The sequence below is a fragment of the Flavobacterium sp. genome (assembly GCF_028689845.1).
In the GTDB taxonomy this organism is placed as follows: Bacteria; Bacteroidota; Bacteroidia; order Flavobacteriales; family Flavobacteriaceae; genus Flavobacterium.
In genome coordinates, this window is sequence record NZ_JAQVCH010000023.1 from 1 (window position 1) to 23,722 (window position 23,722).

Here is a 23,722-nt window from a genome sequence, read left to right on the forward strand (position 1 = left end):
TCATACTGTTTTTTCAAGCTTTCTATTTCATCGGCTTGATTTTGTATAGAATGCATGGATTGATTTAATTCTTTTCTCAAATTTTCAATAGTACGCTCCAAACCTTGCATTTTACTAATTAGCTTGGCGAGTCTATTCTCTAGAGAATCAACAATTTCTATCATTTCACTCATCGTAACTTGTGTTCACTACACGATTTACAAAGTTAGTATTCCTATTCGATTATCGCAAATAAATGAAATAAATTTTATAATCTTATTTTTATTTCTTGATTATTGGTCGTTTTATACTGTTTGTAATTTTTAATTTTGGATTTGATATTTCTATAAATTTAAGTAGATTAGCAAAAAAATAAACGCCATGAAATTCTTAATCATCCTACTTTTTGCCTCAATTTCAGTCTGTTCACAAGAGCAGTATCCTAAAGATTATTTTATCGCTCCGCTTGATATTCCGCTATTTCTTTCTGGAAGTTTTGGCGAATTGCGTTCGAATCATTTTCATTCTGGTTTAGATTTTAAAACGCAATCAAAAACGGGCTTCCAAGTTTTCGCTACAGCGGATGGCTATGTGTCTCGAATCAAAATTTCTACTTTTGGTTATGGAAAAGCGATATATATTACTCACCCCAACGGATTTACTTCCGTTTATGGTCATTTATTGCAAACATCTCCCAAAATTGAGGCATACTTAAAAATGAAACAATATGAACAACAAAGTTTTGAAGTAGATTTATTTCCGTCTCAAGAAGAATTAATAGTGAAACAAGGTGAAGTAATTGCGTTGACTGGAAATACAGGCGGTTCAGGCGGACCTCATTTGCACTTTGAATATAGAGATACCAAAACTGAAAAAATAATTAATCCGTTGTATTTTGGTCTTTCCGATAAAATAAAAGATACTAAAGCTCCTATTGTTAATGAAATCGTTTTATATCCGTTAACGGAAGAATCTATCGTCAATCAATCTCAAATTCCAATTTCTGTTCCGATTTCCTTACAAAAAGATGGAACCTATTTGGCTTCAAAAGTAAAAGTAACAGGAAAAGTTGGCGTTGGAGTCAACACGTTTGATGGGTCGGATAATAATTATTCGAAAAACGGAATTTTTCAATTAAAAGCAAGTTTAGACGGAAAACCAAGTTTCGAACTGCTTTTAAATACCTTTAGTTATGATGAGACGCGTTATATTAATGCATTTATTGATTACGGTCGGTATAAAAAAATGAATCAACGGGTTCAAAAATTATTTTTCACTAAAAAATTTCCGTTAAGTATTATTTCATCGAATGACAAAAATGGAATTATTGCTCTTTCACCAAATATGTCTTCCATATATAAAGTAGAGATTTCCGATTTTAATAACAATAAAACGTCGGTGACCATTCCTTTAGAATATGCAAAACAAGAAATAAAAATCCCTGCTAAAAACACTAAAACAAACTATTTTATTAAATCGGCTCAGGAATATAATTTTGTGAAAGAGAATGTAACTGTCTATTTTCCAGAAAACATTTTTTATGATGATTTCTACTTAAATTTTGATGTAAAAAAGAACATACTGTATTTGCACGATGATTCGGTTCCGGTTCATGCAAATTTTTCGGTTACGTTTGAAGTAGATTCTATCCCTGAAAAGGAACGGGAACATTATTTTATTGCGAATGTAGAAGGCAAAAAAATTTATTATAACAAAACGAAAATTAAAGGAAATAAATTTACGGCTTGGACACGTAATTTAGGCCAGTTTTCCTTGATAAAAGACAATGATCCTCCGCTATTAAAAGCAGTTAATTTTCAGGAAGGCAAATGGTTAAGCAAACAGAATACGCTTGAATTTGAAATTTCGGATGAACTTTCGGGAATTAAAACCTATGATGGTTTCTTGAATGGAAAATGGATTTTATTCGATTATGATTATAAAACTAAAAAAATAACACACGATTTTTCAGATAGTGTCGTTATCGAAGGAAAGAATGAATTAAAAATAGTTGTTACTGATAATATCGGAAATTCAACTATATTTGAATCACATTTTTTTAGAAGTCAAAAACCTTAAATTTATCTTTTGAAAACAAAACAGATTATAGTTAGCCTAGTGCTTTTTTGTGTAGGATTAGTTTCAAATGCCCAAACTGCTCGAATTAAAGGAATTATTTTAGATAAAAATAATAAACCGGTAGAGGGTGTTTCCATCAATTATCAAGAAAAAGGAACCATCACGAATGAAAACGGATTTTATTTGTTAACTATTCCTGCTAATCAAAAAATTACCTTGGTTTTTACACACATTTCCTTAAAAAGAGCCACGCTAAAACTAGAATTAAAACCAAATGAAGATTACGAATATAATTTTCATATGAGTGATTCAGATGAACTCTTGGGCGAAGTAATAATTACTTCTGGCAATCGAAAAAGGGTTGAAGGAATTGTAGCGATTGAACCCATTCTGATTCGACAGATTCCTGGAGCGAATGCTGGTGTCGAAAATATTTTAAAAACACTTCCTGGAGTAAATTCCAATAATGAATTGAGTACGCAATATTCTGTTCGCGGTGGAAACTATGATGAGAATTTAGTTTATGTCAATGAAATTGAGGTTTATCGACCGTTTTTAGTCCGTTCTGGCCAACAAGAAGGATTGAGTTTTACTAATACCGAGATGGTTCAAAATGTTGATTTTTCAGCGGGTGGATTTCAAGCCAAATATGGCGATAAATTATCGTCGGTGTTGGATATTACCTATCGCATTCCGACCAAATTTGCCGCAGCTTTGGAAGCAAGTTTATTAGGTGGAAGTTTAACTGTTGAAGGTGTGAGCAAAAATCAAAAATGGGCCAATATAACCGGAATTCGCTATCGTGATAATAGTCTACTGGTCAATAGCCAAGAAACAGATGCAAATTATAATCCGACTTTTGCCGATATTCAAACCTACCTAACTTTTACACCCAATGCAAAATGGCAATTTGGGTTTTTAGGAAATATTTCTCAAAATACCTATGATTTCCAACCTCTTTCTCGTCAAACTAATTTTGGAACTATTGATGAACCGATAGCCTTGCAAGTTTTTTACGAAGGGCAAGAAAAAGATAAATACCATACGTATTTTGGTGCTTTTAAAACATCATTTAATATTAATGAAAACAATACGCTAAAATTTATTGGGTCGGCTTATCACACACTGGAAGAAGAATATTTTGATATTTTTGCAGCTTATTATTTAGGTGAAATAGATACTAATATTGGTTCTGAAACAGTGGGTGATGTTACTTTTAGTAGAGGAATCGGAACACAACTCAACCATGGACGAAATAATTTAGATGCCTTGATTGTAAATGCAGAAGTAAAAGGCTTTCATAAAATCGAAACGAATGCGATTGAATGGGGATTAAAATATACTCGCGAAGATATTCGTGACCGTTTAGTTGAATGGGAAGTCATCGATTCTGCGGGGTTTTCTATAAATCCGCCACGCGATTTTCCAGTAAATGACCAACCGTATTCGCCTTATACTGGTCCGTTAGTTCCTTATCAAAATGTTCGAGCTACTAACTTTGTGACAATTAATCGTATTTCAGGTTACGGACAATGGAGTAAGAAATCAAGCTTGGGTTCTAGTGAAGTTTGGTACAATGCGGGGGTTCGAATGCAGCATTGGCAAGTTTCTGGCGATAACATTACGTCCAATTCGCAAACTGTTTTTAGCCCAAGAGGTCAATTTGCTATTAAACCAGATTGGGAAAAAGATATGGTTTTTAGAGTTTCGGGAGGATTTTATTACCAACCTCCTTTTTATAGAGAATTACGAGATTATTATGGCGTAGTGCAACCCGATGTAAAGGCCCAACAGTCCATTCAATTGATTGTTGGAAATGATTACAGTTTTAAAATGTGGGATAGACCCTTTAAATTGGTTAGTGAATTATATTATAAAACCCTTACCGATGTTAATGCTTACACGGTAGACAATGTTCGGATACGCTATCGAGCAGATAATGTTACAGATGCTTTTGTGTATGGAGCAGATTTTAGAATCAATGGCGAATTTGTTCCGGGAACGGAATCGTGGTTTAGTTTTGGTTATTTAAAAACAGAGGAAAATATTGAAAATAAAGGTTACATCGCAAGACCAACAGACCAACGGTTGAAATTTGGCATACTTTTTCAAGATTATGTGCCTAATATTCCAAGCTTGAAAATGTATTTGAACCTTGTGTACAATACAGGTTTGCCAGGCGGTTCGCCTTCGTATGCCGATCCGTATGACTACCAACAGCGATTGCGAGATTACCGTCGGGCGGATGTTGGATTTTCGTATGTATTAACCGAAAACAATGCAAAAAGACCTGATGGACATTGGTTAAAACGTTTTAAAGACTTATCGATTGGAATGGAAATTTTCAACTTGTTTAATAATCAAAATGCAATTACCAATACGTGGGTTCGAGATGTTTATTCAAAAGTGCAATACGGCATTCCAAATTACATGACCACTCGGGTTTTTAATGTGAAATTAGCTGCACGACTCTAAGTAAAGATTAATTTTTTATATCTTTGAATGCAAACGGACTAAATTTAGAATCACTGTAAACAATTGCTTTAATAAAAACGATACTAAAAATAATAAAGTAATAGCATTAGATTATAAAATCAATAAATAGTAACCTATGAAAACTTCCTTAAAATATATTTTTCTATTGCTTGTTTTGACGGTTTTGGGTTGTAAAGAGGAAGAACAAGAAAAACCAAAAGTAACTTATAGAGATACACAAGCTGAAGCCATAAAACGGGACACCACGCAAATAAAAATTTCCGATTTACCCATTCAAATGGACGGAACTAATTACTTGCTTCATCCAATTGGTGATGTTCGAGTTTATAATGGTAGTGGCTCAAAATTTAGTTATGGTTCTTCCAGTACAAGCCGAGTGAGTTATGCCATTTCAAACTATGACCGATATGAAATTACAGGGTATTTAAATAATATTTACATCCAACATCTTGATTCTACCACTACTAAGCCGCTCACAACCAAGGCGGTGGTTATTCAATCGGCGACTTATCTCTATTCGATGGCAGAGAAAACGAAACGACAAATGCTTATTTATACGTTATCTGATTTAGACACTAATAAAGATGGAAAATTGGATACCAATGATATTAATTCGCTCTATATTAGTGAGATATCAGGAAATAATTTTATGAAATTATCGCCTGATTATCAGGAGTTAATCGATTGGAATTTAATCGAATCTAAAAATCGATTGTATTTTCGAACAAAAGAAGATTCTAATAAAAATGGCGATTTTGATAAAGACGATGCCGTTTTTTACTACTTTGTTGATTTAATGGATAAAGAATGGAAGTTAAACGAATACAAACCGTTTGATTAAATTAAAATATCGCTTTCTAAATCTGATTTTTCTATCTCAAATGTAAAGCCTAGCTCAGCCATTAATTGAATGACTAAATTTTTATACCAATTTTCAGATTTGGGATGAATGTAAATTTTTTCAATCAATTGGTGAATATCTACGTCAATTTTATATCCGTGATTAAGTTCAATTTCAAGTTCCGTTACATCGGTAATGATGCGAACTTCTCGTTCATATTGAAAACTTTTTCGTTTAAATAGAAAAGGGAAAAAATTGTCATCAAAAGGAATGAGTTCTTTTTTATAATCGATATAATTCACTTGCCCAATATGTTGCTTTGTTTTTTGTTCAGGAACCAAAGCAGCTTGCAAACGCTCAACGGTGGATTGAATGGCTAATCCTTCATTGTTTTTAGTGAAAATTTGCCACATTGCAAACGATTCATATTCGTTGATATGCCAACTACTAATCACGATTTTTTCTCGACGTGATTTGTAATAATCTAAAAATTCAGGTTTGTTTTCTGCAATTTTTTTTATTTCCTCAAAAGTGGGTTCGCTAAACGTACCTTCATATTGATCTTCAAACTTATCAGACCGCGACATGAATAATTTTTGTGATAATAATAAATCCAAAAACTTCGATAAATCCAAGTATTTCCAAATAATCGTTTTGGAATCTTTCGGCAGTTTTATTGTTGGATTATGAAGATACATTTTTATTTTTCTTTAGGAAATTTTGTGGAGTACTGTCCTGCTTGATAAGCAATTAAAATAACTATAAAACTATAAGTAGCAATATAATCAAGTAGTCCAAATTCGTTTAAGACAAGTAATAAACTTACACTAATCAACAAAAAAATTATCGTAAATCGTTTTTGTGTCATTTTTCACTTTTTTTTCACTTCTATTCAAAACTTTGCATCATTACCAATTTAGAATACATTCCATTTTTGGAGAGCAACTCATCATGCGTTCCTTGTTCTACAATTTCTCCTTTTTGCATCACTACAATTACATCCGCTTTTTGAATAGTTGATAAACGGTGTGCAATGACTACTGATGTTCTATTTTGCATCATGTTTTCTAGAGCAACTTGAACAAATTTTTCGCTTTCGGTGTCTAAAGCGGAGGTTGCTTCATCTAAAATCATAATCGGAGGATTTTTTAAAACCGCTCGAGCAATCGATAACCGCTGCTTTTGTCCGCCTGATAATTTTCCTCCAGCATCACCAATATTGGTTTCAATTCCGTTAGGCAATTCTTTTACAAACTCATACGCATTGGCGATTTTTAAGGCTTCAATAATTTCATCATCAGAAGCATCTTGTTTTCCTAATAGTAAATTATTTTTTATGGTATCGTTAAATAGGATAGAATCTTGGGTAACTAAGCCCATTAAACCACGTAATGAATGCAAATTAAAATCCTTAATATCGATGCCATCAATTTTTATATTCCCTTCGTTAACGTCATAAAAACGAGTCAATAAATTGGCAATCGTACTTTTTCCACTACCTGATTGGCCGACTAGAGCGACCGTTTTTCCTTTTGGAATGACTAATGAAAAGTTTTTTAATACATTTTCCTCTTCATACCTAAAGTTTATGTTTTCAATTGTAATAGCCGAATCAAAAGTATCTTTCGTTATTGCATTTTGCTTACTCTTTATCGGATTTTCTTCTTCTAAAACTTCCAAAACACGTTCTGCCGCAGCATTTCCTTTTTTAACACCATACGATGCTTTTGAAATTGCTTTAGCTGGCGTTAAAACACCATAAGCCAATCCCATATAAGAGATAAAAGCAGCACCAGATAAGGTTTTTTCTACTAAAACTAAATTTCCTCCATATAATAATAAGATACCAATTACTAGAATTCCTAAAAACTCACTCATAGGTGATGATAAGTTTTGACGGTTTAAAATGGTGTTCGATAACGTGAAAAAACGGGTTGTAGATTGTTTGAATTTATTTTCAAAAAACGATTCCGAATTAAATCCTTTAATCACTTTTAATCCGCCCAAGGTTTCTTCTATAATCGAAAGGAAATAACCTTGTTCTTGTTGAGCTTTATCCGATTGTTTTTTTAATGATTTTCCAACGCGAGAAATAATCATCCCAGAAACGGGAATAAAAATAAAAACGAAAACGGTTAACTCTGAGCTGATGAAAAACATCATACTAATCGTGAAAATTATCGTTAAAGGTTCGCGAACAATCAATTCTAAAACAGATAAGAAGGAATGTTGAATTTCCAATACATCTGTAGAAATTCGAGCCATCAAATCGCCTTTTCTTTTTTCTGAAAAGAAACTTAGTGGCAATTCTACTGTCTTTTTATACATCGCATTTCGAATGTCTTTTAAAACACCATTTCTAAGGAAAGTGATAAAATACATGGCCCAATAATTGAACAAGTTTTTTAAGAGAAACAACGAAATAATTCCAATAATCATCAAGGAAAGGGTATACTGTGAGCCGTGATTTTCATTATTGGTAGTAATGAAATAACTCATATACTCTTCTAAATATGTTTTTAATTCTAAAACCCCGTTGTATACGGGTTTAATCATTATTTTTTTGTCTTCTTTAAACAAAACAGTTAACATCGGAATTAAAGCCACAAACGAAATAGCACTAAATAAGGCATACAGGATATTGAAAAAAATATTCAAATACATGTATTTTTTATAGGGTTTCGCAAAGCGAAATATTTTTTTGAAGTAATTCATTTAGTTTAAGTGCATTTCTGCCACAATATTTTTAATTTTTTGGTCTAAGGTAGCTTCTACTTTTTTGAAATCATCAATAGTAGCTAAGTAATCGTTTACGCTAAAATAAAACTTTATTTTTGGCTCTGTACCACTTGGTCTTGCACAAATTTTGGTTCCATCTTCTAAGTAATAAATCAATACATTCGACTTAGGGATTTCTAATAATTCTAGCTCATCGGTTAGTAAATTTCTTGCTGTTGATTGAGCATAATCTTCTATACAAACAACCCGTTGACCGTTGATATTTGTGAGTGGATTTTCACGTAAATCAACCATCATTTGTTTGATTTCATTAGCCCCTTCTATTCCTTTTTTTGTAATTGAAATTAAATATTCTTTATAAAAACCGAAATCTATGTATAAGTGCAACAACTCTTGATATAAAGAACTTCCAGCTGCTTTTGCTTGAGCAGCAATTTCACAAACGAGTAGGGTAGCAGCCACGGCATCTTTATCACGAACGGCATCGCCAACCATATAACCAAAACTTTCTTCGCCACCGCCTATAAACGTTTGATTTGGAAAATCTTTGATAAATTTAGCAATCCATTTAAAACCGGTTAAACCTACTTTGCATTCTACACCATAGGCAGAAGCCAGTTCGAGCATCATCGGTGTAGACACAATGGTTGAACCAATAAATTGATTTCCGTCGAGTTTATTTTCTCTTTTCCATTGTTCAAGTAGAAAAGCAGTCATGATTACCATGGTTTGATTTCCGTTTAGCAAAATCATTTTTCCTTCCAAATCTCGAACGGCAACACCTAATCGGTCTGAATCAGGGTCGGTTCCTATCACAATATCGGCATTGGTTTTATCGGCTAAAGCCAAAGCCATTGTTAACGCTTCAGGCTCTTCTGGATTTGGAGATTTGACGGTTGGAAAATTCCCGTCTGGAATTTCTTGTTCTTTGACAATATTCACATCGGTATAACCTGCTTTTGCCAAAACAGCTGGAATCGCTTTGATAGAAGTGCCGTGCAAGGAAGTATAAACGATTTTTAAATTTTCTTTTGCAGCTTTTGGCGTATCAAAGCTTGCATTATCTATTGTAGATTGAAAAAAAGCTTCATCAATTACTGTGTCAATGTATTCAATCAAATTTTCATTTGCTTCAAATTTAATTTCAGCATAATTAAGGTCTTCAATTACTTGAATAATTTCTTCATCTTGAGGCGGAACTAATTGCCCACCATCTTGCCAATATACTTTGTAACCATTATACTCTGGCGGATTATGTGAAGCAGTTAAAACAATTCCGGCATGACAACTTAAATGTTTTAAGGCAAAAGAAAGTTCGGGCGTAGGACGCATATCTGAAAAAAGATAGACATGGATTCCATTGGCCGAAAATACATCGGCTACCACTTTGGCGAGCGTGTCGCTATTGTGACGACAATCGTAAGCAATCACTACTTTTAACGCATCAGTTGGGAAAGCTTTTTTTAAGTAATTTGAAATTCCTTGCGTGTTTTTTCCTAATGTATATTTGTTGATTCGATTGGTGCCAACGCCCATGATTCCTCGCATTCCGCCTGTGCCGAATTCTAAGTTTTTATAAAAACTTTCTTCCAGTTCTTTTGGAGAAGAAGTTATCATGCGTTCAATTTCTTCGTGTGTATGTTGGTCAAATGTTGGAGTTAACCATTCGTTTACTTTATCTAAAATGTTGTTAGGAATGTGCATATTCATTATTTTTTAAATCCTATTTTATTTCGTTCTTTCTGTGAAGTTGCATTTTCATTATCCATTAAAAAGTTTAACGCTTTGTAAATATCAGGAAATTGCTTTTCGATTTCTGTAATTTTATTATTTAATTCTTTATAGTTTAGAGCAAATTGCCTTAGCGAAACAAATGTTCTCATGATTGCAATGTTAATAGCAATTGCTTTTTCCGAATTCAAAACACTGGAAAGCATTGCAACTCCTTGTTCTGTAAAGGCAAAAGGTTTTGCACCACCTAACTTACTTTTTGATGGTATCACAGATTGTGACACCAAATGTTTAATTTCATTTTCATCGAGTTCAAACATAAAATCGGCAGGAAAACGATTGTTATTTCTTCTGACAGCTTGTTTTAAAGTTCTAGTTTCAATTTCATATAATTCGGCTAAATGAAAATCGAGCATTACTTTTTGTCCTCTCAACTCACTAATTTGTTGTTGAATAATTTCTAATTTCATGATTTTGGCGTTTATAAAGTTTAAATGGCGTTTAGGTTTATTTAATTCATATTTATTTTGTTTGAAATTTTATAGTTTTCGTTTGTTTCTTTATTGCGTAAAATAATTTCGCCTAAAAAGCCGGCTAAAAACAGCTGTGAACCAATAATCATTGTGGTCAACGAAATGTAAAAATACGGACTATTGGTTACTAAATCATAAGGCAAATCATTATATAATCGGTATAATTTTGAAATTCCAATGTAAATGGCCGCAGCAAAACCGATCATAAACATCACCAATCCCCATGCTCCAAACAAATGCATTGGTCGTTTGCCAAAACGAGATAAAAACCAAATGGTAATTAAATCGAGAAAGCCATTGATAAACCGCTCCATCCCAAATTTTGTTTCGCCATATTTTCTGGCTTGATGTTGCACTACTTTTTCTCCAATTTTTGTAAAACCAGCGTTTTTTGCCAAAACAGGAATGTAGCGATGCATTTCGCCAGAAACCTCTATGTTTTTAATAACTTCATTTTTGTAGGCTTTTAGTCCGCAATTAAAATCATTTAATTGAACGCCTGACGTTTTTCGAGCAGCCCAATTAAATAATTTGGAAGGAAGATTTTTAGAAACCACGGAATCATAGCGTTTTTTCTTCCAACCGGAAACTAAATCATATTTTTCATTAATAATTAAAGTATATAATTCAGGAATTTCTTCTGGATTGTCTTGTAAATCGGCATCCATTGTAATGACAACTTCACCTTCAGCTTTAGCAAAACCAGCGTGTAGAGCCTGCGATTTTCCATAGTTTTTTTGAAATCGAATCGCTTTCACATTTTGATTTTGTTGAGCCAATGCATTAATGACCTTCCAAGAAGCATCGGTGCTTCCATCATCAATAAAAATAACTTCATAGGAAAAAGCGTTTTTTTCCATTACGGAAACAATCCAATCATGAAGTTCACGAAGCGAATCTTCTTCGTTTAAGAGTGGAATGACTATGGATAGATTCATTATTCTTTAAAAGTAGTTGGTGTTTTAAAAACCAAGGCAACTAATAAGCCAAGAACCGCATAGAATGCAATTTGAAAAAAATAAGATTGAAATTGAACCATTGGACCAAAATTATCTTTACTTTCAATATCTGAAATTGCCTTATTGATTTCACTGGCGGGAACATTAAATTTAGCCATCGTTTCTTTGGTCATTGCAATAATATTTTCCGTCAAGACCATCTTTGCATCGGGATCTATAACATTAAATAAAATGATATTATAAAGCACATATATTGCAACACCTACTATGATTGGTAAAATAAAACTTAAAAAAGCATCTCTGTAGTTCATTATTCCTTTTAATTCTTTTTTACTTGAAATTGAACTGTAAATAGCAATACCAATTATGATGACGAAGTTCACAATTCCAATCCACCAATTGGTGAATAATGATAAATCGACTACATACATTGTAGTGGTTATTAAAACCAAGATTACACCGATTATAATGCCTAAGGTGACGCCGTTCTTTTTAATGCTGTTTTCCATTTTTTTGTTGTTTTAAAGTACAAATATAGCAATATTCCATTTAAGGTATAAATATCAATTTTTAAAATAGTTAAAAAAAATCAAGTAAAGATTTGAATATTGAAAAATAGTTGTAAATTTGCATGCTTAAATAAAAAAGTATAAACAAAAAGTTGTGTTTGGTTTATACCTTTTCTTAACTGAAAAGCCGCAAAATAAAGCACAACCATTAATAGAAAAGATTTACACAAATGAAAAAAGGAATTCACCCAGAAAATTACAGATTAGTTGCTTTTAAAGACATGTCTAATGAAGATGTTTTTATCTCTAAATCTACCGTTGAAACAAAAGAAACAATCATGCACGAAGGAGTGGAATATCCTGTGTTTAAAATGGAGATTTCTAGAACATCTCACCCATTTTATACTGGTAAATCTAAACTTATTGATACCGCTGGTCGTATTGATAAATTCAAAACTAAATATGCTAGCAGAGCAAAATAATTTGCTGTTAACTTATATATCAAAAAAAATCCCGAGTTTATCGGGATTTTTTTTTTGCTCTAAAGTAAGTTTGTTTATTTTAGTATTCCTTCAAGTGGTTTGAGCTGCTCCATATCGATGTCTGAGTTTTGAATCGCTTTAAGCATGACCATAAAGTCTTCTGGGTTCATATTTTCACCAAGAATTCGAATCACTGCAAAACCACTATCTTTTTTATTGCCATATAACACAAATTCATCAATAGCATCTTCTTTTCCTACAAAGTAAACTGCCGCTCCTTCTTTGCCAGAGCCAAACTTCATCAGTTGTTGGTATTTTTCATCTTTTAGAATTTCATTTAATTTAGAACGTTCGGTGTCAAATTGGCCTTGATTTTGTTCATTGGCCTTGAAAGCTAACACATTCATTTTCTTTAACGATTCCATAGTTTTTTGCTCTTTGGCAGATAAAAGTTCGGGTTTGCTATTAAAAATACTTGGCGAAACATCAACCGAAATAAAGTCGCTAGATTCTGTTTTTTCTACAAAATATTTTTGCAGCGATGGATTTTGGTCGCAAGACATTAAAGTAATTGCCACTAAGGATAAGATTATCTTTTTCATTCGATTAGTTTTGTAAGGTTTTTAAAATACGTTCTTCATTTTCTGAAAGTGGCATGATATTACTTGTTTCCCAAAAACGACCGGTATAATTCATGCCGTTTGGATATAAACTATTTTCTTGAAAAGCTTCATTTTTATTGGGAATACTAGTAATCGTATCCTCAAAATTTGTGACTACTAAATCGCTAATCGACATTAAACGGTCGTTCATTTTTCCTCCAAATTTTATATAGACATCCAATAATGTTTTTTTATAGCTTGGAATGTATTTTCCGTTTACAAACTTGTAAGATTGTTTGATTTGAATATCATAAAATGCATATTTAAACAATAAAACATTGGTAATTTCAATGTTTTTTTTGTGTTTTTCAGACATTTTCAAATCAATATCCAACACAATTTGATTGATTGGGTCGTACGTAATTTTACCTTCTAATAATGCTTCTTTGATTTCTGGTTTCGGAATAACATAAATAATTTCTATAGTTGTTCTGTTTTGATCTTTTTTAGAGCGGAGTTCAAAATCATAATAGTCCGATTTTTTCTGGTTCAAAAAGTTTTTTTCAATATAATCATAACTAAAAAATCCATTGGCTGCTTTTTGAATATCGAAAAAAGAATCCATTTCTGATAAGTCAGCTTTTCCTTTTTTCTCAATTTCAGAAGCATCGGCCAATTGATAAGCACGACTCTGATTCACAATAAGTACCGAAGTTAACTTATCTTTCTTTTTAGGTTGCAAGTAAAAATCGATTAATCCATCTGCAAATTTGGAATATTTGTTATTTATTTTGACAAACTCACGGTAATAGGTTTCGAGTTTTACACTCTTGTCCAACGCATTTTTTGAATTTGAAATGACACTCGCTAAAATAGAAGAAACGGGTTTGTTGGTGACAAATACTTCTTCTAATGCAATTTCGTCTACGTGCAGATAAATGGATTGAAAAGAAGAGTCGATAGCCGTTACGTCAAATTTTTGTGATTGATAACCCATTGAACTAATTTCGATGGTCTTAACATTGGATGGAATATAAAATTTAAAAACGCCATCTTCATTTGAAATCACTCCCTGCGTGGTTTGGAGTGCAATAATATTGGCAAAAGGAATTGATTCGTTTGTTGTTTTATCAATAATTTTACCTTGAAAAATTCCTATTTGAGCTTGTGTAAGGATGGTTGTAAAACAAAAAAAAAGCAAATATTTTTTTTTCATATCATTAGATTGAAGTGGAGTTTGAAATTAAAAAACTTTGTCAGTAGGCTACTGACAAAGTTTATTGGAGTTATTATTTTTTGCCTTTTTTAGCCGCTTTTTTCAAATCATCGCCTCCAGGCAAATTCATTTTTTCGGTTAATGCAGAAATTTCATCTAAATCAAAGTTTCCGGTTAAGGATAATAAAACGGTTTCTTTGTCTTTTGGACCGCCTTCCATAAACATGAATAATTCTCTTACTTCAGATTCTTTAGCACCCGCTCGCATGTAGATGCGAACATTTTTACCACCGTCAGACATTCGCATGAGTTCTTCTAAACCAGCCGTTTTTAAATATTTGTCGGCTGTAGCACGCATATCTGTCGTGATTTTGGGATTAGAAGTAACAAATACTTTTAAATTATCTAATTTTTTGATCAGGTTTAAATATTGTTGGGCTTCTTTATCATTGGTGTCCATTTTAACTTTGCCCATCATTTCAAACATTTTTTTGTTTACGATGATGGTGCTCACTTCTTCTTGACCGTCAAATTTGTCAAAAGCACTTTGACCAAACAATACGGTTGAAATTAAAAAGATTACTAGGGTTGTTACAAATTTTGTCATTTTTTTACTTTTTAAAAATTAAGTTTCTCGATTTTTCAAATTCATTCAAATACACGATACCTTCAACACCATTGTTTACATTTTCTGAAAGAAAATTCAAGGCTTTTTGAGTATGTTCAAAAGCTTCTTCTGGACTTTCAAAGGTTCCTAAATCGGAAGCCACTTGAATAGGGTCAGAAGCGGGTTTGTAATTTAGATAGGCAAAAACCCCGCCAAAAAAAAGAATGCTTGCGGCAATTGAAATCCAAGCAATAGAAAAAGATGCTTTTGGTTTTAAAGGCAGCTCTTTTTGATATACTTCTTTTTGACTTTGATTAAGATAACCAAATAGCGGTTGGTAAGCAGCTAAATGCGGAGCGACTTTTTTTGATGAAAAGTACTGTTTTAATTGTTGTTCTTCCGCAAGATTGGACTCTCCTTGAAAGTATTTTTCTAGTAATTTTTCTATTTTAGCTAATTCCATATTGGTGGGTTTTAGTTATTTTTTCCTTGATCGTTTTACGAGCTCTTGATAAGGCTACTCGAATTGCTCCTTCATTCATTTCTAGTATTTTAGCAATTTCTTCAAATTCATATTGTTCGATATCACGCATTTGAACAATTATTTTTTGTTGCTCGGGTAATTCATTTATCATTTTTTCTACCCAACTCAAACTGTCTTCATCTTCTATTTTTTGGTCTAATCTTGGCTCACGATCTGTAAAATTAGTGTGAACCAATTTTATGTTCGATGCTCTTTTAGATTTTAATTGGTCTAAACAATAATTTTTAGTCATTGTCATGGCAAAAGCTTCTATATTCTGATAACTACCTAAATCTTTTTTTTTATCCCATAATTTAACCAAAATATCTTGCGTTGCATCTTGAGCTTCTTCTGTACTAACCAATAATCGTTTGGCTAACCGAAAGACTTTGTCTTTAAACGGGGCAATCAAGGATACGAATTCCTGCTGATTCATGGGTTAGATTATTCGATTGGTTATATAAGCTAGACGAGTAACTTTCAATTTTGTTACAAAGTATGATTTAATAAAAACTAAAGTATGTAAATTTACGTTCATAATGTAAATTAAATCATGAAAAAATCAGGCTGTATTTTTCTATATGTGTTTTTTATAGCTTTTGTTTTTCAAGCTTGCGAAGACCTTGACGATAATCCTGTTCCAGCTGCTTTAAAAGTGAATGATTTTGTTTGGAAAGGATTAAATTTGTATTACTTATGGCAAGCTGAGGAAGAAAATTTAGCAGATAATCGATTTGCAACCCAAGCAGATTTAAATATTTTTTTAGAAGGTTATCCCTCTGCCGAAGGATTATTTGAAGATTTATTAGTCGCCCGTTCTAAAGATAGATTTAGTGTCATTTTTAATGATTACCGTGTCTTAGAAGGACTTTTACAAGGAACAACAAAGAATAACGGAATGGATTATGGCTTGCGATACAAAGCAGGAAGTACCACCGAAATTTACGGTTGGGTTCGTTATGTTTTACCTAATTCTGATGCAGAAAACAAAAATATTGTCCGAGGAATGCTTTTTCATGCCATTAATGGAACGCCTTTAAATACTGATAATTACCGAAGTTTATTGGGTTTAGATTCCTATACGATTCATTTAGCGAACTATGAAGATGGAACGATTGTTCCTAATGGTCAATTTGTTGAATTAACAAAATCAAATTTAACGGAAAATCCCGTTTACCTATCCAATATAGCCGAAATAGGAAATAAAAAAATCGGTTATTTACTGTATAATGGTTTTTATCCAAATTTTGAAAATCAATTAAACCAAGTGTTTGGAGATTTTAAAGCACAAGGAATTACGCATTTAGTATTGGATTTACGTTACAACTCGGGCGGTTCTGTTGATACAGCAACCCGATTAGCAAGTATGATTACGGGGCAATTTTACAACCAAGTTTTTTCAAAACAACAATGGAATGAAAAAGCAGCTAATTATTTTAACGATACAAATCCTGAAGTTTTACTCAATCGCTTTACCAATGTTATCGGCAATGGAAATGCTATCGAAAGTTTAACGCTTTCTAAAATTTATATTTTAACGAGTGGGAGCACCGCTTCGGCAAGTGAACTAATCATTAATGGTCTAAAGCCTTATATGCAAGTGGTACAAATTGGAACAACAACAGTTGGAAAAAATGTAGGTTCGATCACCTTGTATGATTCGCCTACTTTTGGTAAAAACAATAAAAGTGGTGCTCATCGATATGCAATGCAGCCAATTGTATTGCGTATAACCGATAAAAACGGAGAAGGCGATTATGTAAACGGAATTGAACCACTTGTGGAACAAGCTGAAAATTTAGCCAATTTAGGGGAGTTGGGAAATGAAACGGAACCACTTTTTAATACCGCTATTCAATATATTCTTGAAAATGGTCGCGTAGGGGAACGATTTAAAGAAAATAATCAACTCAATTTTAAAGACCGAAAATCATTGGCTGTTTTTGGAAGTGAAATGTATTTGGAAAAAGCACCATTTGTTTTTCAATAAATTTTTCTATTAAAAAAGGATGCCTGTGACAACATCCTTTTTATTGTAAATTTTTGTAAATTTAATCATTAAAGTAAAAACCTGCTGGAATTACGCCAACTGTTTGCTCCTTAAGAAGCGTACCAGTTAACGAATAGACATAAATTTTTCCATTCGAATTGAAATCCAAGGCATCACCTACATAAATTTTATCCTCTTCTACGGCAAAACTATACACTCCATAAACACCCTGCGAATTCGTTGAGAAAAGTGGTGAAGAAGGCAAGCTGGTTGTTGTTATTGAAGTGCCATAGATAGCTGCATCAAGGGTGTAATACATTTTGCCCTCTTCTTTCACTAAATTTGATGGATGTTCTCCTTCGCTAAATTCAAATGTGCCAATAATAGTATTGTTTGCTAAATTGATTTTGGTGAGTGAACCTCTAGTTTCGTTACCTGTCCAAGCCGCTTTTCCGCCACCTAACACATACAAGGTATTATTTTCAATAAACATCGAATTCGGAACATCGCCTACCGCAATTGTTCCAGAAACAGAATTGTTTACAGCATTGATGACAGAAACCGTATTTCCATAACCGTAACCTCCCAAATGTGCGACATACAATTTGCCATTTTCTTCTACCAAGCGTTCTGGACCTTCGGCAACTGAAATTGATGCGGTAACGGCATAGTTTGACAAGTCAATCACGGCTACATAATCATCCGTAGCATCGGTTGGATTTCCCCAATTGGTCACATACCCTTTTCCGTTAACAAAAGCAATATATCTCGGGTTTTTTAAGCCTGTTGAAATCGTGGCAATAGGAACCAAAGTATACCGGTTAATGACCTGAATCGTTTCAGAATAGTTCATCACAACAAACGCTTTATCTTGATAAAACCCAATATCTTGTCCAGTATCGCCCAAAGGCGTGTTTGGATTGACAGTTCCATATGCATTCAATTGAAAATCAGTAAAATCAGAAGACCAATAGGAGATAGAACTGTTTCCGCCACCAAAATTTCCTTGATTTAGAATTAATAATCCGTTGTCATAAGCTCCTAGCGGTAAATCAGGACTATTATCATCGTCATCGCTACACGAAGTGAACAATAAGCCACTTAAGACCATTAAAATTGAAAGTTTTTTAAGATTCATTATATAAAATTTAAAGTTAGAGATACTTGATATTGCCTTCCTGGCATTGGCCTTGACGCCACATTCTGATAGTTGGTATTTTCAATATTTAGAATTTGAAAACCGATTTGGTAATTGTTTTTTTTTCCAAGATGATATTCAAATCCCACATTGGAATACTGATAGGCATCCAACGTATAATAATTGTCTGAAGAAGTGAATACTTCACCTACAAATAAGGCTTGAAAAAAAGCTGTCATTCTTTCATACGAATAGGCAATTGAACCGTTGGCTTTGTGAAATGGCGTATAAATCAATTGTTTTTTGGTTTCAGCTTGTTCAGAAATGGTATAAGAATAGGTTGCATTTAGTTGAAAATGATGCGAGCCAACGTTTATTTTAGAATCTAAAACACTTTCAAAACCATAACTATTGACGTTGTCGGTGTTTTCTGGTTTCCAAATTCCAGAAGGAGTAGGCAACCAACGAAGCATGTCTTCGAGTTTGATATAATAAACAGTTACCGTTAAAGAAGTGCTGCGGAATCGAAAAGATTGTCCAAGTTCTGCTTGGATAGAATGTTCTGGATGTAAATCAGGATTGCCGCTTCCTTGCCAATACAAATCATTAAAAGTCGGAATTCTATAATTTTTAGAAGCATTTGCTTTTAAATAATAATAGTCAGAAATTTTCCATTGAGCACCTGCAGAATATAAAAACGGGCTTTCATAAACGCTAGCATATTCTTTTCGAAATCCAATTTCATAATTCAATTTGGAGGTTAATTGATGCTTCCAAAGAAAACTGCCCGAACCAATTGTCCTTTTTTCGGCGTTGATAGCTGAACCTTCCCCAACATTCTGACTCAAGTCGAAAACAGCATTCAAATCGACATTTTCTGCTACCTTATAATTCAAATCATAGCGATTAAGCACCGTGTTTACTTTTCCAAATGTATAGGAATCGTTGTCTTTGTTTTCATAATAGTGATATTGTTCCGTTAAATAAGCCAACTTGATTTTAGAAGTAAACCGATTCTTAAAATAAAGCCATTCCACCATGTTTCGGCTGTTAAAATCTTCGTATTTACTTCTGGAACGAACGGTTATCGTACCTGAAAAATGACGTTCACTATCAAACCAATAACTATAAAATTTTAAAAAATTGTTTTCGTTTAGTTTGTAACCGATTGAAAAATGAAGGCCATTATTGTAGTATTCCCCATTTTCATTTTTCTGATTTTTTCCAATATATTCATAGTCATTATCAGAACTATTTCGAACAATACTCAACTGCGTAGCCCATTTTTCTGAACCTGATTCAAATTTATAATTTCCGTTAAACGTAGAAAAACTACCATAATTCAAATCTAGAAAATGAGCTGTTGGCGAATTAAATTTCAAAAAATTTGTTAAATGAATCGTGCCGCCTATGGCTCCACTTCCGTATAAGACACTTCCTCCACCAGCTCTAATACCAATTGAATTGAAGAGATTTCCATTGATGGTGTTAAAATCGGTTTGACCAGTAAGCTGTGAATTGATGTTGATTCCATTCCAAACCACAGCCGTTTGTTGAGCTGTAGTGCCACGAAATGAAGGAGAGGCGACCATTCCAGCACCATTTTCTTTAAAATAAATGGGAGTATGAAAAGCTAAAAGCGTTGTGAAACTTGATTTATTACGTTTTAAAACGCTATCTGATAAAATGACAAGCTGTTGTGAATTTGAAAATCGGTTAAGTTGTGAGTCCGAAACAAGAACTTCTTGTAAACGCAAAATAGTATCATTTTGCCCTTGAATAAAGGAGCAAATAAATAAAAAAAGTATACAAAAATGGTATTTCCAAGTCATAATGTCTGAAACCTTTCTTCCCGAAGATTTGAATCTGTTACATATTAGGCAGGTCTCCTGGCTTGCGTCTTGTTGTTGAACCTTCCCATCCCAACGGACAGTGGTGTAAAAGAATAACAACAAGCGGAATAGCTTACAGTTGCGGGAACAGCTCAGGATTTAAACCTGATTCCCTTTTAATGCACGACTGAAAAATCAGTAATGCAACCTCAATACGAGTGCGAAAGTAGTTTACTTTTTTTAATTTATCAAGCAATCGTGCTTAATCTTTTTTGTTGCTGGTCATTTTAAAAATCAACCAAATAAAACCAACCACAAAGTGTAAAAGGATTATTCCTCCCACAATAAACATAAAGGTATTTGAATCTCTCATCGTGTTATTTTTATCAAAAATACAACTGATTTTAAAGAGGCAATATAACATTTGTTACAAATCGATACCTTTGCCAAAAAAAATTAGTATGCGAAATTTGCTTTTTGTCATTTTCAGTTCCTTATTCCTAATTTCTTGTCAAAAAAAGGAAGTGGTAGTTCTAGATAATGAAAAAATAAATAATGCTGTTGTTTATGCAAACGGACTTTCCATTGAAAAATATGCTACTTATTCCGTGGTGAAAGTGGCAAATCCGTGGCCAACTACTTCAGAAAAGTATACCTATGTTTTATATCAAAAAGGAGCAAAAATTCCAACCGATTTAGAAAAATTTACCGCAATTCAAGTGCCCATAAAATCAATTGTGGTGACTTCTACGACGCATATTCCTGCCTTAGAATTATTAGGAGTTGAATCTACGTTAAAGGGTTTTCCAAATACAAGTTATGTTTCTTCTGAAAAAACTAGAGCATTAATTGACCAAAATAAAGTACGTGAAATTGGAAACAACCAAAATTTAAATACCGAAGTTTTACTAGAAATGCAACCCGATGTTCTGATTGGTTTTGGTGTAGATGGAGAACAAAATACCTATCAACAATTACAAAAAAACGGTCTAAATATCATTTATAATGGCGATTGGACAGAGCAAAATCCGTTAGGAAGAGCAGAATGGATTAAACTTTTTGGTGTATTATATGGAATGGAAGAAAAGGCAGAAGCGATTTTTAAATCTATCGAAAATGATTATCTTGAAGCTCAGCAATTAGCTCAAAAGGCGACCGTTAAACCAACAGTGATGTGTGGAGCGATTTATCAAGATCAATGGTATTTGCCACAAGGAAATAGTTGGGCGGCTTTATTTATTAAAGAAGCCAACGGGCAGTATATTTGGAGTGAAACGAAAGGTGCTGGAAGCTTAGCTTTGTCTTTTGAAACCGTACTGGATAAAGCCCAAAATGCTGATTATTGGATTGGGCCGGGACAATTTACTACTTTTGAAGAACTGCTAAAAAGCAATCCGAATTATGCTTTTTTTAAACCCGTTCAAACCAAGCAAGTCTATTCCTATAGTTCAAAAAAAGGCAAAACAGGTGGCGTGATTTATTATGAATTGGCATTTAGCCGACCCGATTTGGTGTTGAAAGATGTTATTAAAATTATGCATCCCGAATTGATGAAAGAATATGAGCTGTTTTTTTTAGAACAATTGAAATAATTTTTAGAATAAGGTAAAAAATAAAAGTATTGCTAAAACAAAAAAATAAAATACTGTTCATCGTTCTAAGTTTGACTTTGCTTAGTATGTTTTTGCTCAACGTAAGTTTGGGCTCTATTTCTATTCCAACACGTGCAATTATCAATTCAATTGTTGGAAATGAAATTAAAACATCTTGGGAAATTATTCTTTGGAATTTTCGTTTACCAAAAGCTTTAACGGCAATTTTGGTAGGAATGGGTTTATCTATTTCTGGATTGATGATGCAAACTTTATTTAGAAATCCACTGGCTGGGCCTTATGTTTTAGGATTAAGTTCAGGTTCAAGTTTAGGTGTTGCTTTAGTCATTATGGGAAGCAGTTTGTTGCCTTCTTTTTTAATTTCATCCTACGGGATTGTGCTCGCTTCTTCCATTGGAAGTTTTTTGGTTTTGTTAGCTGTTTTGCTTGTTTCTCAAAAATTGCGTGATACAATGGCCATATTGATAGTAGGATTAATGTTTGGCAGTTTTACAAGTGCCATCGTGAGTGTGTTGAGCTATTTTAGCACGGCTCAAGAATTACAAAAATTTATGTTTTGGTCTATGGGAAGTTTGTCTAATTTGTCATGGACAGCAATTGGAATACTCTTAGTTTGTGTCATTTTAGGGTTGATGATTAGTTTTTTTACCATCAAACCTTTAGATGCAATGCTATTAGGAGAAAATTATGCTAAAAGTTTAGGATTAAATTTTAACCGAACCCGTTTTTTAATCATTTTTGCAACGAGTATTTTAGCTGGAAGTATTACCGCTTTTGCTGGGCCTATCGCTTTTGTGGGATTAGCCGTTCCGCACTTAGCGAAATTGTTATTTCAAACCAGTAACCATCTGATATTGTTTTGGGGAACCGTGTTGATTGGAGGGATTCTATTATTACTTTGTGATAGTATTGCCCAACTTCCGGGAAGTGATTATACCTTACCGATTAACGCGATTACCTCTTTAGTTGGAGCTCCAGTCGTTATTTGGCTTTTAGTACGAAAACGAAAAATAATGATCTAAAATCTAAAGCTTTTACGCAATGAAAATTCTTCAAACCCAACAACTAGCCATCGGTTATGTATCTAAAAACACTGTAAAAACAGTGGCATCTGATATTTCGCTGGCGTTGGAAGGAGGAAAATTAATCGGTTTAGTAGGCGTTAACGGGGTTGGAAAATCGACTTTATTACGGACTCTTACTGGAATTCAAAAACCTTTACACGGCTCAATTTACATACAACAAAAACCTATAGAAAGTTATACTTCTTTAGCTTTAGCTCAACAAATAAGTGTGGTATTAACAGAAAAGTTACCGCCAAGTAATTTAACGGTCTATGAATTAGTAGCTCTTGGTCGTCAGCCTTATACTAATTGGTTGGGTAAATTATCAGCTAAAGATAAAATCCAAATTGACCAAGCCATTTTTTTAACGGAAATCAGTCCTTTAATTCATCAAAAATATTCGGAAATTAGTGACGGACAATTGCAAAAAGTGCTCATTGCGAGAGCTTTGGCACAAGATACGCCTTTAGTAATTCTCGATGAACCCACTACACATCTAGATTTAGTCCATAAAGTTTCGATGTTTAAATTTCTTAAAAAATTAAGTCAAGAAACCAATAAATGTATTTTGTATTCTACGCATGACATTGATTTAGCCATTCAATTGAGTGATGAAATGATTGTGATGACTGATGAGAAAGTCATTCAAAATGAGCCTTGCCAATTGATTTTAGACGGAACATTTTCGAGCTTGTTTTCAAGTGAAAACATCTTTTTTGATGCAGAAAAAGGGAAGTTTATTATTCGATAAAGTTTTCAGATTCTATTCAAAACTCCATTAAATTTTCT

General features: G+C 33.2%; 22 protein-coding genes and 1 riboswitch. Of the genes, 8 read left to right on the forward strand and 14 right to left on the reverse strand.

Features of this window, described 5'->3' with window-relative positions; translation table 11 throughout:
• The first annotated feature begins 360 nt into the window (after positions 1-360).
• The 3 genes from PHR76_RS09515 to PHR76_RS09525 all read left to right on the forward strand — a co-directional run bounded on the left by PHR76_RS09515 (position 361) and on the right by PHR76_RS09525 (position 5,395).
• Entirely contained in the window at positions 361-2,058 is a 1,698-nt protein-coding gene (locus tag PHR76_RS09515; RefSeq protein WP_300061546.1) for a M23 family metallopeptidase, read from the forward strand.
• A gap of 9 nt (positions 2,059-2,067) precedes the next feature.
• Positions 2,068-4,533 carry a TonB-dependent receptor gene (locus PHR76_RS09520; protein ID WP_300061549.1) on the forward strand — a complete coding sequence of 822 codons (2,466 nt, stop codon included), beginning with the start codon at positions 2,068-2,070 and terminating at the stop codon, positions 4,531-4,533.
• 136 nt (positions 4,534-4,669) lie between these two features.
• The gene (locus tag PHR76_RS09525) at positions 4,670-5,395 is read left to right on the forward strand and encodes a hypothetical protein (RefSeq protein WP_300061552.1); all 726 of its coding nucleotides are present in this window, start codon (positions 4,670-4,672) and stop codon (positions 5,393-5,395) included.
• Here PHR76_RS09525 and PHR76_RS09530 read toward each other — a convergent pair.
• The 7 genes from PHR76_RS09530 to PHR76_RS09560 are packed head-to-tail and all read right to left on the reverse strand — an operon-like array spanning position 5,392 to position 11,866.
• Positions 5,392-6,093 (reverse strand): hypothetical protein, encoded by a 702-nt coding sequence (locus PHR76_RS09530; RefSeq protein WP_300061555.1) that lies wholly within the window; start codon positions 6,091-6,093, stop codon positions 5,392-5,394. The genes PHR76_RS09525 and PHR76_RS09530 overlap by 4 nt on opposite strands.
• Positions 6,094-6,095: 2 nt before the next feature.
• Complete coding sequence (locus PHR76_RS09535; protein ID WP_300061558.1) at positions 6,096-6,263, reverse strand: hypothetical protein; 168 nt, start codon at positions 6,261-6,263, stop codon at positions 6,096-6,098.
• A gap of 20 nt (positions 6,264-6,283) precedes the next feature.
• On the reverse strand, positions 6,284-8,110 hold the full coding sequence (locus tag PHR76_RS09540; protein ID WP_300061561.1) for an ABC transporter transmembrane domain-containing protein: 1,827 nt from the start codon (positions 8,108-8,110) through the stop codon (positions 6,284-6,286).
• The gene (locus tag PHR76_RS09545) at positions 8,111-9,838 is read right to left on the reverse strand and encodes a phospho-sugar mutase (protein ID WP_300061650.1); all 1,728 of its coding nucleotides are present in this window, start codon (positions 9,836-9,838) and stop codon (positions 8,111-8,113) included.
• A 5-nt stretch (positions 9,839-9,843) separates the two neighbouring features.
• Positions 9,844-10,335 (reverse strand): ORF6N domain-containing protein, encoded by a 492-nt coding sequence (locus PHR76_RS09550; protein WP_300061564.1) that lies wholly within the window; start codon positions 10,333-10,335, stop codon positions 9,844-9,846.
• Between the two features lie 41 nt (positions 10,336-10,376).
• On the reverse strand, positions 10,377-11,336 hold the full coding sequence (locus PHR76_RS09555) for a glycosyltransferase family 2 protein (protein ID WP_300061567.1): 960 nt from the start codon (positions 11,334-11,336) through the stop codon (positions 10,377-10,379).
• A complete protein-coding gene (locus PHR76_RS09560; protein WP_300061570.1) occupies positions 11,336-11,866 on the reverse strand; it encodes a DUF4199 domain-containing protein in 531 nt (176 codons plus the stop codon). The genes PHR76_RS09555 and PHR76_RS09560 overlap by 1 nt, the downstream gene beginning before the upstream one ends.
• A gap of 230 nt (positions 11,867-12,096) precedes the next feature.
• Here PHR76_RS09560 and PHR76_RS09565 point away from each other — a divergent pair, with 230 nt between their 5' ends.
• Entirely contained in the window at positions 12,097-12,348 is a 252-nt protein-coding gene (locus PHR76_RS09565) for a type B 50S ribosomal protein L31 (protein ID WP_300061573.1), read from the forward strand.
• Positions 12,349-12,422: 74 nt separating this feature from the next.
• Here the strand turns inward: PHR76_RS09565 and PHR76_RS09570 are convergent, their stop codons facing one another.
• From PHR76_RS09570 to PHR76_RS09590, 5 genes are all read right to left on the reverse strand, one after another.
• Positions 12,423-12,950 carry a DUF4252 domain-containing protein gene (locus PHR76_RS09570; protein WP_300061576.1) on the reverse strand — a complete coding sequence of 176 codons (528 nt, stop codon included), beginning with the start codon at positions 12,948-12,950 and terminating at the stop codon, positions 12,423-12,425.
• 4 nt (positions 12,951-12,954) lie between these two features.
• Positions 12,955-14,166 (reverse strand): carboxypeptidase-like regulatory domain-containing protein, encoded by a 1,212-nt coding sequence (locus PHR76_RS09575; protein WP_300061579.1) that lies wholly within the window; start codon positions 14,164-14,166, stop codon positions 12,955-12,957.
• 73 nt (positions 14,167-14,239) lie between these two features.
• Positions 14,240-14,773: a DUF4252 domain-containing protein gene (locus PHR76_RS09580; protein ID WP_300061582.1), complete on the reverse strand. Its 534-nt coding sequence runs from the start codon at positions 14,771-14,773 to the stop codon at positions 14,240-14,242.
• Positions 14,774-14,777: 4 nt separating this feature from the next.
• Positions 14,778-15,236 carry a hypothetical protein gene (locus tag PHR76_RS09585; RefSeq protein ID WP_300061585.1) on the reverse strand — a complete coding sequence of 153 codons (459 nt, stop codon included), beginning with the start codon at positions 15,234-15,236 and terminating at the stop codon, positions 14,778-14,780.
• Positions 15,223-15,732 carry an RNA polymerase sigma factor gene (locus PHR76_RS09590; protein WP_300061588.1) on the reverse strand — a complete coding sequence of 170 codons (510 nt, stop codon included), beginning with the start codon at positions 15,730-15,732 and terminating at the stop codon, positions 15,223-15,225. Before PHR76_RS09590 ends, PHR76_RS09585 begins: the two co-directional genes overlap by 14 nt.
• Positions 15,733-15,849: 117 nt before the next feature.
• Between PHR76_RS09590 and PHR76_RS09595 the strand changes: the two genes are divergently transcribed.
• Positions 15,850-17,286, forward strand: coding sequence for a S41 family peptidase (locus PHR76_RS09595; protein WP_300061591.1), 1,437 nt, complete (start codon positions 15,850-15,852; stop codon positions 17,284-17,286).
• A gap of 61 nt (positions 17,287-17,347) precedes the next feature.
• On the opposite strand, the gene PHR76_RS09600 is transcribed toward PHR76_RS09595, so the two are convergent.
• Together PHR76_RS09600 and PHR76_RS09605 are read right to left on the reverse strand one after the other, a co-directional pair.
• The gene (locus PHR76_RS09600) at positions 17,348-18,424 is read right to left on the reverse strand and encodes a YncE family protein (protein ID WP_300061594.1); all 1,077 of its coding nucleotides are present in this window, start codon (positions 18,422-18,424) and stop codon (positions 17,348-17,350) included.
• Positions 18,424-20,256, reverse strand: coding sequence for a TonB-dependent receptor (locus tag PHR76_RS09605; RefSeq protein ID WP_300061597.1), 1,833 nt, complete (start codon positions 20,254-20,256; stop codon positions 18,424-18,426). The genes PHR76_RS09600 and PHR76_RS09605 overlap by 1 nt, the downstream gene beginning before the upstream one ends.
• Positions 20,257-20,285: 29 nt before the next feature.
• Positions 20,286-20,483, reverse strand: a riboswitch (cobalamin riboswitch).
• Between the two features lie 234 nt (positions 20,484-20,717).
• On the opposite strand from PHR76_RS09605, the gene PHR76_RS09610 reads away from it, so the two are divergent.
• The 3 genes from PHR76_RS09610 to PHR76_RS09620 all read left to right on the forward strand — a co-directional run bounded on the left by PHR76_RS09610 (position 20,718) and on the right by PHR76_RS09620 (position 23,684).
• A complete protein-coding gene (locus PHR76_RS09610) occupies positions 20,718-21,848 on the forward strand; it encodes an ABC transporter substrate-binding protein (RefSeq protein WP_300061599.1) in 1,131 nt (376 codons plus the stop codon).
• 86 nt (positions 21,849-21,934) lie between these two features.
• On the forward strand, positions 21,935-22,891 hold the full coding sequence (locus tag PHR76_RS09615; protein ID WP_300061602.1) for an iron ABC transporter permease: 957 nt from the start codon (positions 21,935-21,937) through the stop codon (positions 22,889-22,891).
• Positions 22,892-22,910: 19 nt separating this feature from the next.
• Complete coding sequence (locus PHR76_RS09620) at positions 22,911-23,684, forward strand: ABC transporter ATP-binding protein (protein WP_300061605.1); 774 nt, start codon at positions 22,911-22,913, stop codon at positions 23,682-23,684.
• Positions 23,685-23,722: the final 38 nt, after the last annotated feature.

Bases quoted from the DNA above. Each gene is read 5' to 3' on its own strand.
- PHR76_RS09585 (WP_300061585.1), bottom strand. From the start codon at position 15,236: ATGGAATTAGCTAAAATAGAAAAATTACTAGAAAAATACTTTCAAGGA.
- PHR76_RS09545 (WP_300061650.1), bottom strand. From the start codon at position 9,838: ATGCACATTCCTAACAACATTTTAGATAAAGTAAACGAATGGTTAACT.
- PHR76_RS09615 (WP_300061602.1), top strand. From the start codon at position 21,935: ATGTTTTTGCTCAACGTAAGTTTGGGCTCTATTTCTATTCCAACACGT.
- PHR76_RS09595 (WP_300061591.1), top strand. From the start codon at position 15,850: ATGAAAAAATCAGGCTGTATTTTTCTATATGTGTTTTTTATAGCTTTT.
- PHR76_RS09575 (WP_300061579.1), bottom strand. From the start codon at position 14,166: ATGAAAAAAAAATATTTGCTTTTTTTTTGTTTTACAACCATCCTTACA.
- PHR76_RS09540 (WP_300061561.1), bottom strand. From the start codon at position 8,110: ATGAATTACTTCAAAAAAATATTTCGCTTTGCGAAACCCTATAAAAAA.
- PHR76_RS09605 (WP_300061597.1), bottom strand. From the start codon at position 20,256: ATGACTTGGAAATACCATTTTTGTATACTTTTTTTATTTATTTGCTCC.
- PHR76_RS09550 (WP_300061564.1), bottom strand. From the start codon at position 10,335: ATGAAATTAGAAATTATTCAACAACAAATTAGTGAGTTGAGAGGACAA.
- PHR76_RS09570 (WP_300061576.1), bottom strand. From the start codon at position 12,950: ATGAAAAAGATAATCTTATCCTTAGTGGCAATTACTTTAATGTCTTGC.
- PHR76_RS09530 (WP_300061555.1), bottom strand. From the start codon at position 6,093: ATGTATCTTCATAATCCAACAATAAAACTGCCGAAAGATTCCAAAACG.
- PHR76_RS09555 (WP_300061567.1), bottom strand. From the start codon at position 11,336: ATGAATCTATCCATAGTCATTCCACTCTTAAACGAAGAAGATTCGCTT.
- PHR76_RS09580 (WP_300061582.1), bottom strand. From the start codon at position 14,773: ATGACAAAATTTGTAACAACCCTAGTAATCTTTTTAATTTCAACCGTA.
- PHR76_RS09515 (WP_300061546.1), top strand. From the start codon at position 361: ATGAAATTCTTAATCATCCTACTTTTTGCCTCAATTTCAGTCTGTTCA.
- PHR76_RS09620 (WP_300061605.1), top strand. From the start codon at position 22,911: ATGAAAATTCTTCAAACCCAACAACTAGCCATCGGTTATGTATCTAAA.
- PHR76_RS09600 (WP_300061594.1), bottom strand. From the start codon at position 18,424: ATGAATCTTAAAAAACTTTCAATTTTAATGGTCTTAAGTGGCTTATTG.
- PHR76_RS09590 (WP_300061588.1), bottom strand. From the start codon at position 15,732: ATGAATCAGCAGGAATTCGTATCCTTGATTGCCCCGTTTAAAGACAAA.
- PHR76_RS09565 (WP_300061573.1), top strand. From the start codon at position 12,097: ATGAAAAAAGGAATTCACCCAGAAAATTACAGATTAGTTGCTTTTAAA.
- PHR76_RS09610 (WP_300061599.1), top strand. From the start codon at position 20,718: ATGCGAAATTTGCTTTTTGTCATTTTCAGTTCCTTATTCCTAATTTCT.
- PHR76_RS09525 (WP_300061552.1), top strand. From the start codon at position 4,670: ATGAAAACTTCCTTAAAATATATTTTTCTATTGCTTGTTTTGACGGTT.
- PHR76_RS09535 (WP_300061558.1), bottom strand. From the start codon at position 6,263: ATGACACAAAAACGATTTACGATAATTTTTTTGTTGATTAGTGTAAGT.
- PHR76_RS09560 (WP_300061570.1), bottom strand. From the start codon at position 11,866: ATGGAAAACAGCATTAAAAAGAACGGCGTCACCTTAGGCATTATAATC.